Origin of the sequence: Bacillus sp. DE0042 (genome assembly GCF_007680225.1) — a bacterium.
Lineage (GTDB): Bacteria > Bacillota > Bacilli > Bacillales > Bacillaceae_G > Bacillus_A > Bacillus_A wiedmannii.
Genome location: NZ_VEJP01000001.1, coordinates 1,295,114 through 1,309,591, shown reverse-complemented (window position 1 = coordinate 1,309,591; position 14,478 = coordinate 1,295,114). Strand labels below are relative to the sequence as shown.

Below are 14,478 nucleotides of genomic sequence, written 5' to 3'. Positions count from 1 at the left end.
GACATTGCTACCGAATACATATATAAAGAAGTAAGGTAATCTTCTGAAGTGGGAGTTGGTAGTAATGGCGATGTTTCCTATAGAGCGTAACTATATTGGGTATGGAAGTTCACGACCGGGAATTCCTCTTTCTAAAGTAAGGTTTATTGTAAGTCATGATACGGGGAACCCTGGTAGCAATGCGATAGGGAATCGGGATTATTTTAATGAAATACAACCGAAAGCTTCGGCACATACATTTATAGATGATAAAACAATATTGGAAATAGTTCCTATAAATGAAGTTGCCTATCACGTTCGATATGGTGTGCCGACAGATAATGACTTATATGGTTATGATGCTAATAAGGCTGCCATTGGAGTGGAACTTTGTTATGGCGGTGATATTAACTTTTGGGAAGCATATACCCGTTTTACGTGGTATCATGCGTATTTATGTCAAAACTTCGGCTTGAATCCGAAGAAAGATATCGTATCACATAAAACACTTGACCCAGCTAGAAAGATTGATCCTGAAAATGTATTAGGGAAACAAGGTATTAAATTTCAGCAGTTTTTAGCAGATGTCTATCGGATGTACGTTTCGTTTAGATGACAAATATATGAAAAATGAATACAATAAAGATAGGTGCCTACTGCTGTAAGTAGGTTTTTTCTTGTTTTTATAAATAGCGTATTGGTAAAAGACTAGGAGTGAGCTGAGTATGCAGAAAGAAACAGCTATCATAATTGGAGGCGGTCCGTGCGGATTAGCAGCAGCAATTTCGTTGCAAAAGGTAGGGATAAATCCGTTAGTAATTGAAAAAGGAAACATTGTAAATGCGATTTATAATTATCCAACTCATCAAACATTTTTCTCTTCTAGTGAAAAATTAGAAATTGGTGATGTAGCTTTTATTACAGAAAATCGTAAGCCAGTTCGAAATCAAGCGCTTGCGTATTATCGGGAAGTAGTAAAACGTAAATCTGTACGTGTAAATGCTTTTGAGCGAGTGGAGAAAGTACAAAAAGATGGAGAAGTTTTTCATGTTGAGACAACAAAGGGTGACGGAAGTACAGAAATATATATAGCGAAATATGTTGTTGTAGCAACTGGATATTATGACAATCCAAATTATATGAATGTTCCCGGCGAGGAACTGAAGAAAGTAGCTCACTATTTTAAAGAGGGACATCCTTATTTTGATCGAGATGTAGTAGTTATAGGTGGGAAAAACTCGAGTATAGATGCTGCGTTAGAACTTGTTAAAACCGGTGCACGTGTAACGGTTTTATATCGCGGAAGTGAGTATTCACCAAGCATTAAGCCGTGGATTTTGCCGGAGTTTGAGGCGTTAGTACGAAGTGGCACAATTCAAATGCATTTCAGGGCTCACGTGAAAGAAATTACTGAACATACATTAACGTTTACAGTCGATGATGAGGCATATACAATCCAAAATGATTTTGTATTTGCGATGACTGGTTACCATCCTGATCATAGTTTCTTAACGAAGATGGGTGTTCGGATTGATGAAGAAACAGGACGTCCGATTTATGCAGAGGATACAATGGAAACGAACGCTGAACATATTTTCATTGCAGGCGTAATTGCTGCTGGAAATAATGCGAATGAAATATTTATTGAGAACGGTCGATTTCATGGGGATGCGATTGCGCAAACCATTGCGTCAAGGGAAATATAAAAAGAAGCTGTCGAAATAAACTTCGACAGCTTCTTTTTAATTGTGCATAAACATATTTTGGATTGTTTCATGAGAATTTGTATTCTCTAATGCAACTAATAATTTAATACGTGCTTTTTGAGCGTTTAAACCGTATGTGAAGACAATACCCATATCTTTTAATTGTTTGCCGCCACCTTCATATGAATATACATCTTGCACGATGCCGTTGAAACAGCGAGAAACTAATACGACAGGAATTCCTTTGTTGATTAATCGTTCTAGACTAGGAAGTGTTCTTGGAGGTAAATTACCTTGTCCAAGTGCTTCAATAACAATCCCGTCTACTGGAAGGTTTTCAATTGCTGCTAACAATGTATCGTCCATACCAGCGTATGCTTTTAGAACGACTACGTTTTTAGAAACCTTATTTACTGAATATGTTTCATGATGTACTAAAGCGTGATGGAATACAACGCCCCGCTTTGTTACCATACCAATTGGTCCATACTGTGGACTCTGGAATGTTGCCACGTTACTTGTATGTGTTTTCGTTACATTTGTAGCGCAATGAATTTCGTCGTTTAATACGACTAGAACACCTTTTTCAGCAGCTTCACTACAGCTAGCTACTTTTACAGCCGATAAGAAGTTATATAGACCATCAGCACCTAATTCATTACTAGAACGCATTGCACCTGTTACAACGATTGGAATAGTTGCGTGCACTGTTAAATCTAAGAAATAGGCTGTTTCTTCTAATGTATCCGTACCATGCGTAATGACTACGCCATGAATGTTGTCTTGTTTTACTCTTTCATCAATGATGACTTGTAATTGTAACATTTCGCTCGGTGTCATATGAGGAGATGGTAGATGGAACACATCTTCAACGATTAAATCAACATCGCCTTCTAAATCAGGAATAAATTTTAAAAGAGGATTTTTTTCACCTGGTTGTACGACCCCAGTTTCTTTATCTTCCTCCATTGCAATTGTTCCACCTGTGTGTAAAACTAGGATTCTTTTCAATGTTTATACCCCTTTCAAGTTGAAAAATACATTTAGAACATAACATGTTTTGAGTAAATTCGACAATGGAAATGTATAAAAGTATGCCTCGAAAATGACAATAAAGTTAGCTGCTATATATACGATGTATAAAATCACGAAACGAAATGTGTAAATATAGGATAGGAGGGAGCAATTACATTGAAAAAGATGGAGAAAATTTTTATTCGTATATTAATAATACAATTCATTTGTCTTTCTGTTGTGCAATTGTTATTTATACATAAGTCATCAGTGAAATATTTATCTAAAATTGTTTATTATGAAGGTGTCATGGTAAAAAACAAAGCAGAAATCTTACAGGTGAATAGGTAGTTTTCATTTTCTTCTATGAAGGATTATGCTACAATAATTGAGGATTTAATGACGTGAAGCAAATGAGAAGAAGCAGGAGAATACCTGCTTTTCGTTTTGTTTTATAAGTGAAAAAATGAGGTGTTACAATGGATAAACGAATTTCAATTGCTATAGATGGTCCAGCAGCTGCTGGAAAAAGTACGGTTGCAAAAGTTGTGGCGAAGAAACTTTCTTACGTTTATATTGATACAGGCGCAATGTACCGCACGATTACATATGCAGCCCTTGAACGAAAAGTGGACATTGAAAATGAAGAGAAGTTAATGGAAGTTGTAAAGAATGTAAATATTGAGTTTCAGCAAGGAGAAAATACACAACTTGTATTTTTAAATGGACAAGATGTTTCTGAAGTAATTCGTACACCTGAGGTGACGAATCGAGTATCTATTGTGGCGAAACATCGCCTTGTTCGTGAAGAAATGGTACGTCGTCAACAAGAGTTAGCGGAAAAAGGCGGCGTTGTAATGGATGGCCGTGATATTGGTACACATGTGTTACCAGATGCTGAAGTGAAGATCTTTATGCTTGCTTCTGTTGAAGAAAGAGCAGAAAGAAGACATTTAGAAAATATAAATAAAGGTTTCGATTCTAATTTAGAGCAGTTAAAAAAAGAAATTGCTCAGCGTGATAAATTAGATTCAGAACGCGAAGTTTCTCCTCTAAAGAAAGCTGATGATGCATTGGAATTAGATACAACTTCTTTATCAATTGAAGAAGTTGTCCAAAAAATTATGAGTATTGTTTCAGGAGTGTTTGCGAAATAAAGAAAGGGGATAACCTCTTTCTTTTTTTGTTTATATAGAAATGTAAAGGATGCGTGAATTGTGAGTCTCTTTCCTTGACAAATGATCGAATTTGTAAGAAGTTAGTAAAAGAAGGATAAAACTTTCAGAATATATTCGCTATTATATTTCAAAACATACTTTCTTCAAGATGATTTTGCTGTATACTATTTATATAGGTTTAATATATTTTCTAGTGAAATGTATGAAAACTGAGTATGTGATGATAAATTCTTAAACATGCAAATGAAAACATATGTTTTCATTTCGTATATACATAAAAATGCTTTGTCAATTCTGTAGGGAGGTATTTCCATGGTAGAGAAAATGAATGAAGAAGTTATGGATTCAAAAGAATTACAAGTTGGTGACGTTGTTACAGGTTCTGTAACGAAAGTTGAAGAGAAACAAGTGCTTGTAAATGTTGGATACAAAACAGATGGCGTAATTCCAATTAGTGAATTAGCTAACGTTCATATTGAAAAAGCAAGCGATGTTGTAGAATTAGATCAAATACTAGAATTGAAAATTATTAAATTAGAAGAAGATGATCTTGTCTTATCTAAACGTGCTGTTGATGCAGAAAAAGCATGGGTAGAATTACAAGAGAAATTTACTTCTGGTCATGTGTTTGATGTTACTGTAAAAGATATCGTGAATGGTGGATTAGTTGTGGACCTTGGTGTTCGTGGTTTTATCCCAGCTTCACTTGTAGAAGTACATTATGTAGAAGATTTTATTGACTATAAAGGCAAAACATTAGCCGTGAAAATTGTTGAATTAGACCGCGAAAAAAATCGTGTAATCCTTTCGCATAAAGCAGTAGTAGAATTAGAACTAGATTCTAAGAAAAAAGAAGCGATTTCTTCATTAAAAGAAGGAGACGTTGTTGAAGGAACAGTGCAACGATTAACGGATTTTGGTGCTTTCGTTAACGTTGGTGGTGTGGACGGTTTAGTTCATATTTCACAAATTTCACACGAACGTGTAGAGCAACCTTCTGAAGTATTAGAGCAAGGTCAAAAGGTAAAGGTAAAGGTATTATCTGTTGATGCTGATACACAACGTATTTCTTTATCAATTAAAGCAGCTCAGCCAGGACCTTGGGAGAATGTTGCTGGCGAAATAAAAGCTGGAGATATTCGTGAGGGAGTAGTAAAACGTCTTGTTACATTCGGTGCATTCGTTGAAATTTTACCTGGCGTTGAAGGTCTTGTGCATGTATCTCAAATTGCAAATCGTCACGTGAAAAATCCAAATGAAGTATTGGAAATGGGACAAGAAGTAAAAGTGAAAGTGCTTGAAGTCCATGTTGCAGAGAAACGTATTTCTTTAAGTATAAAAGAAACGCTTGAGGAAAATAATGTAATTGAGGATTACAGTCAGTATGAACCAAATGCTGATTCTGCTACTTTCCAATTAAGTGATATTATTGGTGAACAACTGAAAAAATTAAAGAAATAAAGAGGGGTACAAGTGGTAAGGGCAAAACGTAAATTAGATCATATTGAATACGCTCTTTCTACTGGTCAGTCTCGTACGCATGGCTTTCATGATATTGATTTTGTGCATCAAGGATTGCCAAATTCAAGTTATGACACAATAACATGTGAAACAAAAATCGGCGAACTTTCACTAAGTTCGCCGATTTTTATCAATGCGATGACTGGTGGTGGGGGAGAGAGAACGTTACATATTAATGAGCAATTAGCATATGTAGCGAAACATCATAATCTTGCTATGGCTGTAGGGTCGCAAATGGCGGCGTTAAAAGATGAAAGTGAGGCTGCTTCTTATAAGATTATCAGAAAGGTAAACCCGAATGGTGTTTTCTTTGCTAATTTAGGTAGTGAGGCAACTATCGAACAAGCAGAGCGTGCCGTTGATATGATTGAAGCGAATGCATTGCAAATTCATTTAAACGTCATACAAGAGTTAACGATGCCAGAAGGAGACCGTGACTTTACTGGTGTACTTCAGCGCATTGAGAAAATTGTATTAAATAGTAAAGTTCCTGTCATTGTGAAAGAAGTTGGATTTGGGATGAGTAAGGAAACCGTACAACAGTTAGCGAGCATAGGTGTAACGGCAATTGATATTGGTGGACAAGGTGGTACAAATTTTGCTGCTGTTGAAAATGAAAGAAGACAGCGAATGCTTTCTTATTTTAATAACTGGGGCATACAAACAGCAACCTCGATTATTGAAGCAACCTCTACAAATAATAACCTCTCTTTTATTGCATCTGGGGGTATACAAACAGCGCTTGATGTAGCGAAAGCAATCGCATTAGGGGCGAATACAACTGCGTTTGCTGGATATTTTTTACGTATTTTAATGCAAGATGGTATCGAGAAGTTAGTGGATGAAATTGATCTTTTACATACAGATTTGAAATTTATTATGACAGCTCTTGGTGCAAAGACGATAGAAGAGTTACAGGCTGTACCTCTTGTTGTAAAGGGCGAAACGTATCATTGGTTAACGCAGCGTGGTATTGATACGACGCATTATAGTAGAAGATAAAAAATCAACCGTTTGGTTGATTTTTTTGTTTTTTGTTCGTTTTAGTAATATAAGGTGAGGAATGGAATTAATATTCTATCAAAATAAAATTATTCCTATATAAACACTATCTTGTGCAAGTTGCGACTGAAAAAGAGGCTGGAAAATGTAGATAGTTTGCTACTGAATTATTAGGGAGGGTTTAATTTCGCAAAGGAAAAAATAGGTGGAGATAAAAATAAACCATAGAAAAATTCGGATGTTAAATGTTATTTTGATATAAGTAAAAATCATTAAAATAATTATGTAAAAGACGGTTTCGTACAATATCGAAACCGTCTTTTTGTGTTCATTAGTGCTGATTTTGTTTTCGGGCTTGCTCTGGTGTATCCAGTCCAGTTGCACCCGGATATTGTAGTGATTGGTCACGATCAGATTCAACGCGTCGTGATTCTCTTAGTTTTCGTTCTTGACGATCTTTACCCATAATGAATAGCACCTCCTTATTAAAAGTGTTGCTGTTATATGAAAAAACTATGCGCGAAGAAAGTGGATTAACTTTCATAAAAAGTTCCCATAATGGAAAACATAGGAGGTGAAATGATGGAAGGGAGTACTTTTTATTTTTTAGCTTGGATAGGGTGGATCGTTGTAACTTTTTTTATGAAAAAGGACTCTATGCGCTGGAAGATAAGCGTTTGTATATTGATTTTTATTATTTGCTCTCCGTTACATGTAACGATTGCTTCATTCACGGTATCAGTAAATGCACTTTTGCTTTGTATTGTTGCTTTTATAGGAATCGCACTATATTCTATTTGGAAAAAATTATATAGCTTACTTTCGGCACTTATTATTGCAATGTTATATACAAGTTTTCATTTGTTAGAAGTATATGATCCGATTTGGATTGTGGTGGACAGGTTGTTTTTGTTAAGTGGTGCTCTTGTGTATGCATCGGTTTTATTGCATGAGGATCGCATATTGCGATTATGTTCTCTTTATATAGGAATGTTACAGGGGGAATTGTTAGTGACACTTATTTTTCGAAAACTACATTTCCCTTATGATTACGGAAGTTTAGCGTTTTTTGATATCGTCGCCGTTGCTACATTTTTCATGGCAATTTTGTTTTGGATTGCAAAAGCATCAGTATACATGGAACAGTTCAAGAGGAAAGCACGTAAAAGAAAGGCGAGGGTAATACATGATTGAATATACACCGGCCATTTTATGCGGAGTAATAGCGGGGACAGTAACGAGAGTGCTAATGCTCCGGACAGATACGCGTCAATATCCGACGAGGCTCCACGGAAAAATTATTCACGTTGCGATGGGGTTAATTGCAGCGGCTTTAGGAGCGATTGCGATTCCGTCAATTTTGAAAAAAGATTTTTCTGCTATTACATTTCTTACATTAGCAGCAACACAGTTTCGTGATGTGCGTAATATGGAAAGAAATACCCTTCAACAATTAGATGGATATGAGCTCGTACCGCGTGGAAATACATATATTGAAGGGATTGCGTTAGTTTTTGAAAGTCGAAACTATTTGGCGATGTTAACGTCGTTTGCAACGACGTTTGCGTATATAGGATTCCATTCGTGGATTGCTGGAGTAATTATGGCTATAATCGCATTTATTATCGCGAAAAAATTAATGTCTGGCAGAAGGTTACATGATCTTGTTGATATCGAGCATGCTCCACTTCGTTTTGAAGGAGCGGGGCTGTATATTGATAACATTTACATTATGAATATTGGATTGCCAGCAAGGCAAGAGGAAATTATGAAATATGGAATGGGCTTTATTTTAAGGCCGAAAACAATTGATGCGATGGTGACAATCTCAAACTTAGGACAACGACAAGCTATTTTACATGATGTTTCTGTTGCTTTAGGGATTTATAGAGATTCTGGTACGCCAGCGCTTGTGCCGTTGGCAAAGCGTGATTTAGAAGATGGTAGGGTTGGGATTTTTGTCTTGCCACAAGATCAAGATGCAGAGAAAGCGATAGGTGTCATAGGGAATGTGCCGACGTTAGAAAGTGCTGTTCATATGTCATCGGAAGCCCCGAAAGGAAGGGGAGATAAAAGATGATGTTAGAAAGTGTGATTCTCGCGGTTATTACAACAACGCCGGAGAAATTTGCTGGTGGTGCCCCTTTGTTTACTTGTGAATCGACAGATGAGTTAGAATTTGTTGCAAATAATTTAGAGGCAATTTTAGATGGTATTGCGCATCGCTTACAAGAGAATGTATATATTATTGTGAAACATTAGTAACGTGTGGTATAATGTGAGGTGTTTTGATACGCTGAGAAATATTCTGGAATGCAAATCCCTTCTTGCACAAAGAAGGGTTTTTTACATAATAAACAGAAGCAAGTTGAAAGGATGAAAGTATATGCCGAAACCAGTAATAGCAATAGTAGGCCGCCCGAACGTAGGAAAATCTACTATTTTCAATAGAATTGTTGGAGAAAGAGTTTCAATCGTAGAAGATATACCAGGTATAACACGAGACCGTATTTATAGTGCGGGAGAATGGTTAAATCATGAATTTAACATTATTGATACAGGTGGAATTGATATTGGAGACGAGCCGTTCTTGACACAAATTCGTCAACAAGCGGAAGTAGCAATTGATGAAGCAGATGTTATCATTTTTATGACGAATGGTCGCGATGGTGTAACTGCAGCAGATGAAGAAGTTGCTAAAATTTTATATCGTTCTAAAAAACCAATTGTACTTGCGGTAAATAAGGTTGATAATCCAGAAATGCGTAGTGATATTTATGATTTTTATGCATTAGGATTTGGCGAGCCATTCCCGATTTCAGGTACACACGGTTTAGGACTTGGTGATTTGTTAGATGAAGCTGCAAATCATTTTCCAAAGATTGAAGAAGAAGCGTATGATGATGAAACAATCCGTTTCTCTTTAATTGGACGTCCAAATGTAGGGAAATCATCACTTGTAAATGCACTTCTTGGTCAAGAACGTGTAATTGTAAGTAATATAGCGGGAACGACACGTGATGCTGTTGATACACCATATAGTAAAGATGGTCAAGATTATGTAATCATCGATACAGCTGGTATGCGTAAAAAAGGGAAAGTATACGAAAGCACAGAAAAGTATAGTGTACTTCGTGCGCTTAGAGCGATTGAACGTTCTGACGTTGTTTTAGTCGTTTTAGACGGAGAAGAAGGAATTATTGAACAGGATAAAAAAATTGCTGGATATGCTCATGATTCAGGACGTGCTGTTATTATCGTCGTAAACAAATGGGATGCAGTGAAAAAAGATGAAAAAACAATGAAAGCATTTGAAGAAAACATCCGTGCTCATTTCCAATTTTTAGAGTACGCACCGATTGTATTCTTATCTGCGAAAACGAAAAAACGTACACAAACATTATTACCAGTTATTAATGAAGTAAATGAAAGCCATAGTATCCGTATTCAAACGAACGTATTAAATGATGTAATTATGGATGCGGTAGCGATGAATCCAACACCAACTCATAATGGTAGCCGTCTGAAAATCTTCTATGCGACACAGGTTGCGGTAAAACCACCAACATTTGTTATATTTGTAAACGATACAGAATTAATGCACTTTTCATATGAGCGCTTCTTAAAGAATCGTTTACGTGAAGCGTTCGGTTTTGTAGGAACGCCGATTCACATTATCGCTAGAGCAAGAGACTAATGGAGAGGATGTGATTTTATGACAAAAATCACAGTAGTTGGAGCAGGTAGCTGGGGAACAGCGTTAGCGATGGTATTAGCTGACAATGGACATGATGTACGTATTTGGGGAAATCGTTCTGAACTTATGGATGAGATTAATGCAAAACATGAGAATAGTCGATACCTTCCAGGAATTACATTGCCAAGCACAATCGCAGCCTACTCTTCTTTAGAAGAAGCATTAGTAGATGTAAATGTAGTACTTCTTGTAGTACCAACGAAAGCGTATAGAGAGGTATTACAAGATATGAAGAAATATGTAGCAGGTCCGACTACTTGGATTCATGCAAGTAAAGGGATTGAACCTGGTACGTCAAAACGTATTTCGGAAGTGATTGAGGAAGAAATTCCAGAGGGCTTGATTAAAGACGTTGTTGTACTGTCTGGACCGAGTCATGCTGAAGAAGTCGGTTTACGTCAAGAGACGACGGTTACGTCTGCAGCAAAGCGTATGGAAGCTGCTGAGGAAGTACAAGATTTGTTTATGAATAGTTACTTCCGTGTATACACAAATCCGGATATTGTTGGGGTTGAGCTTGGTGGTGCGTTAAAAAATATTATCGCATTAGCTGCTGGGATAACTGATGGTCTTGGATTAGGTGATAATGCAAAGGCGGCATTGATGACACGTGGTTTAACGGAGATTGCTCGTTTAGGAAGAAAAATGGGCGGAAATCCGTTAACGTTTGCTGGTCTAACTGGTATGGGCGACTTAATTGTAACTTGTACAAGCGTCCATAGCCGAAATTGGCGAGCTGGAAATATGCTTGGAAAAGGGCACTCTTTAGAAGAAGTGTTAGAAAGTATGGGTATGGTTGTAGAAGGTGTAAGAACAACGAAAGCTGCTCACGAATTAGCAGAGAAAATGGAAGTTGAAATGCCGATTACAGCTGCTTTATATGACGTGCTATTCAATGGGAATAATGTGAAAGATGCAGTAGGCTCATTAATGGGACGTGTTCGAAAACATGAAGTGGAAGCTATACCTGACTTACTTTAAAGAAAAGCGACAGAAGTACATTTGTACTTCTGTCGCTTTTTATTTTTATGGGTCTTTTCACCATTTTTTTAATTTTGCATAGGATGAAGAGTAACTTGAGGAGAGGGTGAAAAGAATGGATAATAACATTTTTAATAACATTGAAAAAGAAGCGAAAGTGAATAAAGAAGATATTTTTAAATTAGCATCATCTGTACAGAATGCGAATTTACGTGATGAGACTGTGCTTCGTCAATTGATTCATCAAGTGGCTCTTATGGCAGGACGTGAAGTGCCGAAAGAGCAAGAGGATCAAATTGTAAAAGCGATCATTAACAATAATATGCCCGCTGATTTTGGTTCGTTAAGCAAAATGTTTAAAAAATAAAATATAAGAAACAAAGAGTTTGTAGATTGCATATGATAGCCATGAAAGTATGGGAATAGAGCTGTTTTGGGCATATTTGGTCAACCGAAGCGAGAGATACACTCGCTTCGGTTTTATTTTTATTTAGATTAGTGGAAGATGCGAAAAAAACCTGTTGATTAAAGTTATATATTCGTAATTTGTAGTAAAATGTTCTTTTTGTATTTGTTTAAAGATTTTAATTTGTTAAAATAGTATAAAAATAGATTAATAAAAAGGGGTGTGTATATGTCAGAAGGGCTCATAAAAATGTGGTTTGCTTTAGGAGCAATTGGATTTATGTTTTTTGCAGTAAGTTTTATTTTACTAAGTAGATACAAAATAAAGAATAAATTTTTGAAAGGGATTACAGCGTTAGTAGCGTACACCCTTATGATTGTGTCAGGAATTGTTATTTTTCTTGTTGTATTTAGTGGACCTGTACAGCAGTAAATGGAATGGTCTCGAAAATGCTACATACGGAGCAAGTTATATTAGTATGAAAAGGTGATTGCTAGTGAAAAAAGTCCATATTATTTTAATATTTTGTTGTATGAGCCTTTTAACAGGATGTCTGTATCCGAAAGAAAATATGAAACAAAATGCCGTTCCTTATGAAGATCAGATACAGGTTGTTCAAAAAGCTGTAGTGACATTTAAGGAGCAAAATGAGGGGATATTGCCAATTAAGACGCGGGATATGAGTACGCCTATTTATCAAAAGTATCCAATTGATTTTCAAAAGATTGCTCCGCGCTACATACAAGAAGCGCCAGGAAATGCGTATGAAAGCGGAGGAGTATACCAATACGTATTAATAGACGTTGAAACAAACCCGACAGTAAAGTTAATTGATGTTAGGATGGCTGAACAAATTCAGGAATTATCATTAAAGCTTAGGATGTATCGAGATGAACATCAATATCCACCTTTTAAAAAGGTAATTTCAGATGGTGTGTATGAATTAGATTTCAAAAAACTAGGATATAAAGATGTACCGCAAGTGACAAGTCCGTATTCTGGTAAAGGGCTTCCTTTTGTAATCAATGAAAAGGGAGAAATTTATGTTGATTATCGAATCGACTTATATGAAGCGTTGAAAAAAAATGAAGGGCAATTTAAGGAGGGGGAAGATATTCGGAATATACTTTCGAAAGATTCTCCATTTGTACCTGCGTATTCTTTACCGTATACGGTAAAGAATGGAGAACCAATTTTTTTAAAATCATAAGTCATGAACCTTTCTTTTAGTGAATAAGTTCTAGAAGAAAGGTTTTTTATGTTACACAACTTGCGATGCAAACAAAAGGTATTTTTTAATAGTCATATGAAATTGGACAAAATTATATGATATATTGTCCGAACTTCTAGAATACCATTATATTATATCAGATATTATAGGCAACGTTAGAGAAGGTATTAGTTGACTATAAATGTGGAATTATTCCCAAAAATATTGAGGGAGGGAATCACTTGGAAAAGGTAGATATTTTTAAAGATATTGCGGAACGCACAGGCGGTGATATTTATTTTGGAGTTGTAGGAGCTGTTCGAACAGGGAAATCAACATTCATTAAAAAATTTATGGAACTTGTAGTTATTCCTAATATTGAGAATGAGTCTGACCGTCAAAGGGCGCAGGATGAACTGCCTCAAAGTGCTGCTGGTCGTACAATCATGACGACGGAACCGAAGTTTGTTCCAAACCAAGCGGTTTCTATCGAAGTAGATGAAGGTCTTGAAGTGAATATTCGATTGGTAGATTGCGTTGGATATACGGTTCCAGGAGCAAAAGGCTATGAAGATGAGAATGGCCCACGCATGATTAATACTCCTTGGTATGAAGAACCTATTCCATTCCATGAAGCTGCAGAAATCGGAACACGTAAAGTAATTCAAGAACATTCCACAATTGGTGTTGTAATTACAACAGATGGAACGATTGGTGAAATTCCAAGAAGAGATTATATAGAAGCAGAAGAACGCGTAGTAAATGAGTTAAAAGAAGTCGGAAAACCTTTCATTATGATCATCAACACTGTACAGCCGTATCATCCAGATACAGAGCAATTGCGCCAAAGTTTATCTGAAGAATATGATATCCCAGTCATTGCGATGAGTGTAGAAAGTTTAAGGGAAACAGATGTGTACAATGTGCTTCGAGAGGCTTTATTTGAGTTCCCGGTTTTAGAAGTGAATGTTAACCTTCCGAGCTGGGTGATGGTGTTAAATGAAGGGCATTGGTTACGCCAAAGTTATCAAGAAGCTGTTCAAGAGACTGTGAAGGATATAAAACGTCTTCGTGATGTGGACCGTGTCGTTTGGCAGTTTAGTCAGTATGAATTTATTGATCGAGCGAGCCTAGCTGGCATTGATATGGGGCAAGGTGTAGCAGAGATTGATTTATATGCACCAGATGAATTATATGATCAAATTTTAAAAGAAGTAGTAGGAGTAGAAATTCGAGGGAAAGATCATTTATTAAAGCTTATGCTCGATTTATCTCATGCGAAAATAGAATACGATCAAGTGGCGGATGCCCTGCGTATGGTAAAGCAAACAGGATATGGTGTAGCAGCGCCTGCGTTAGCTGACATGAGCTTAGATGAGCCAGAAATTATTCGTCACGGTTCAAGGTTTGGTGTGAAATTAAAAGCTGTAGCTCCGTCTATTCATATGATTAAAGTAGATGTGGAGTCAACGTTTGAGCCAATCATTGGTACTGAAAAGCAAAGTGAAGAATTAGTTCGTTATTTAATGCAGGATTTTGAAGATGACCCATTATCAATTTGGAATTCTGATATATTCGGACGTTCACTTAGCTCTATTGTTCGAGAAGGCATTCAAGCGAAACTATCTTTAATGCCAGAAAATGCGAGATATAAATTAAAAGAAACGCTAGAAAGAATTATTAATGAAGGATCTGGCGGATTAATTGCGATTATATTATAAGAA

Annotated in this window: 17 protein-coding genes; 15 read left to right on the top strand and 2 right to left on the bottom strand. The window is 36.4% G+C overall.

The window, feature by feature from the left end:
- Positions 1-64: 64 nt before the first annotated feature.
- Both FS802_RS06435 and FS802_RS06430 read left to right on the top strand, forming a co-directional pair.
- Positions 65-595 carry a peptidoglycan recognition protein family protein gene (locus FS802_RS06435; protein WP_144524923.1) on the top strand — a complete coding sequence of 177 codons (531 nt, stop codon included), beginning with the start codon at positions 65-67 and terminating at the stop codon, positions 593-595.
- Between the two features lie 109 nt (positions 596-704).
- Positions 705-1,685 (top strand): YpdA family putative bacillithiol disulfide reductase, encoded by a 981-nt coding sequence (locus FS802_RS06430; RefSeq protein WP_001168481.1) that lies wholly within the window; start codon positions 705-707, stop codon positions 1,683-1,685.
- Between the two features lie 36 nt (positions 1,686-1,721).
- On the opposite strand, the gene ansA is transcribed toward FS802_RS06430, so the two are convergent.
- Positions 1,722-2,696: an asparaginase gene (gene ansA / locus FS802_RS06425; protein ID WP_081339349.1), complete on the bottom strand. Its 975-nt coding sequence runs from the start codon at positions 2,694-2,696 to the stop codon at positions 1,722-1,724.
- A 180-nt stretch (positions 2,697-2,876) separates the two neighbouring features.
- On the opposite strand from ansA, the gene FS802_RS30965 reads away from it, so the two are divergent.
- From FS802_RS30965 to FS802_RS06410, 4 genes are all read left to right on the top strand, one after another.
- Positions 2,877-3,050: a YpfB family protein gene (locus FS802_RS30965; protein ID WP_000738044.1), complete on the top strand. Its 174-nt coding sequence runs from the start codon at positions 2,877-2,879 to the stop codon at positions 3,048-3,050.
- Between the two features lie 128 nt (positions 3,051-3,178).
- On the top strand, positions 3,179-3,856 hold the full coding sequence (gene cmk, locus FS802_RS06420; RefSeq protein WP_000361267.1) for a (d)CMP kinase: 678 nt from the start codon (positions 3,179-3,181) through the stop codon (positions 3,854-3,856).
- A gap of 333 nt (positions 3,857-4,189) precedes the next feature.
- The gene (rpsA, locus tag FS802_RS06415) at positions 4,190-5,338 is read left to right on the top strand and encodes a 30S ribosomal protein S1 (protein ID WP_098653866.1); all 1,149 of its coding nucleotides are present in this window, start codon (positions 4,190-4,192) and stop codon (positions 5,336-5,338) included.
- A 12-nt stretch (positions 5,339-5,350) separates the two neighbouring features.
- Positions 5,351-6,400, top strand: coding sequence for a type 2 isopentenyl-diphosphate Delta-isomerase (locus tag FS802_RS06410; protein ID WP_098653865.1), 1,050 nt, complete (start codon positions 5,351-5,353; stop codon positions 6,398-6,400).
- Between the two features lie 331 nt (positions 6,401-6,731).
- Here the strand turns inward: FS802_RS06410 and FS802_RS06405 are convergent, their stop codons facing one another.
- Positions 6,732-6,866 (bottom strand): YpzI family protein, encoded by a 135-nt coding sequence (locus FS802_RS06405; RefSeq protein WP_000513900.1) that lies wholly within the window; start codon positions 6,864-6,866, stop codon positions 6,732-6,734.
- Between the two features lie 116 nt (positions 6,867-6,982).
- On the opposite strand from FS802_RS06405, the gene FS802_RS06400 reads away from it, so the two are divergent.
- The 9 genes from FS802_RS06400 to spoIVA all read left to right on the top strand — a co-directional run bounded on the left by FS802_RS06400 (position 6,983) and on the right by spoIVA (position 14,475).
- Entirely contained in the window at positions 6,983-7,594 is a 612-nt protein-coding gene (locus tag FS802_RS06400) for a YphA family membrane protein (RefSeq protein ID WP_000399216.1), read from the top strand.
- Positions 7,587-8,480: a YIEGIA family protein gene (locus FS802_RS06395; RefSeq protein ID WP_098720223.1), complete on the top strand. Its 894-nt coding sequence runs from the start codon at positions 7,587-7,589 to the stop codon at positions 8,478-8,480. The genes FS802_RS06400 and FS802_RS06395 overlap by 8 nt, the downstream gene beginning before the upstream one ends.
- The gene (locus FS802_RS06390) at positions 8,477-8,662 is read left to right on the top strand and encodes a capping complex subunit for YIEGIA (RefSeq protein WP_000979052.1); all 186 of its coding nucleotides are present in this window, start codon (positions 8,477-8,479) and stop codon (positions 8,660-8,662) included. The genes FS802_RS06395 and FS802_RS06390 overlap by 4 nt, the downstream gene beginning before the upstream one ends.
- 124 nt (positions 8,663-8,786) lie before the next feature.
- Positions 8,787-10,097: a ribosome biogenesis GTPase Der gene (gene der / locus FS802_RS06385; RefSeq protein ID WP_001125888.1), complete on the top strand. Its 1,311-nt coding sequence runs from the start codon at positions 8,787-8,789 to the stop codon at positions 10,095-10,097.
- A gap of 18 nt (positions 10,098-10,115) precedes the next feature.
- Positions 10,116-11,138, top strand: a complete 1,023-nt coding sequence (locus FS802_RS06380; RefSeq protein WP_098653863.1) for an NAD(P)H-dependent glycerol-3-phosphate dehydrogenase — start codon at positions 10,116-10,118, stop codon at positions 11,136-11,138.
- A gap of 115 nt (positions 11,139-11,253) precedes the next feature.
- Positions 11,254-11,505 (top strand): stage VI sporulation protein F, encoded by a 252-nt coding sequence (locus tag FS802_RS06375; protein WP_000369753.1) that lies wholly within the window; start codon positions 11,254-11,256, stop codon positions 11,503-11,505.
- Between the two features lie 267 nt (positions 11,506-11,772).
- Positions 11,773-11,976: a DUF2768 domain-containing protein gene (locus tag FS802_RS06370; RefSeq protein ID WP_001288995.1), complete on the top strand. Its 204-nt coding sequence runs from the start codon at positions 11,773-11,775 to the stop codon at positions 11,974-11,976.
- A 64-nt stretch (positions 11,977-12,040) separates the two neighbouring features.
- Complete coding sequence (locus FS802_RS06365; protein ID WP_000755477.1) at positions 12,041-12,754, top strand: hypothetical protein; 714 nt, start codon at positions 12,041-12,043, stop codon at positions 12,752-12,754.
- A gap of 242 nt (positions 12,755-12,996) precedes the next feature.
- Entirely contained in the window at positions 12,997-14,475 is a 1,479-nt protein-coding gene (gene spoIVA / locus FS802_RS06360) for a stage IV sporulation protein A (RefSeq protein ID WP_000416519.1), read from the top strand.
- Positions 14,476-14,478 lie beyond the last annotated feature (3 nt).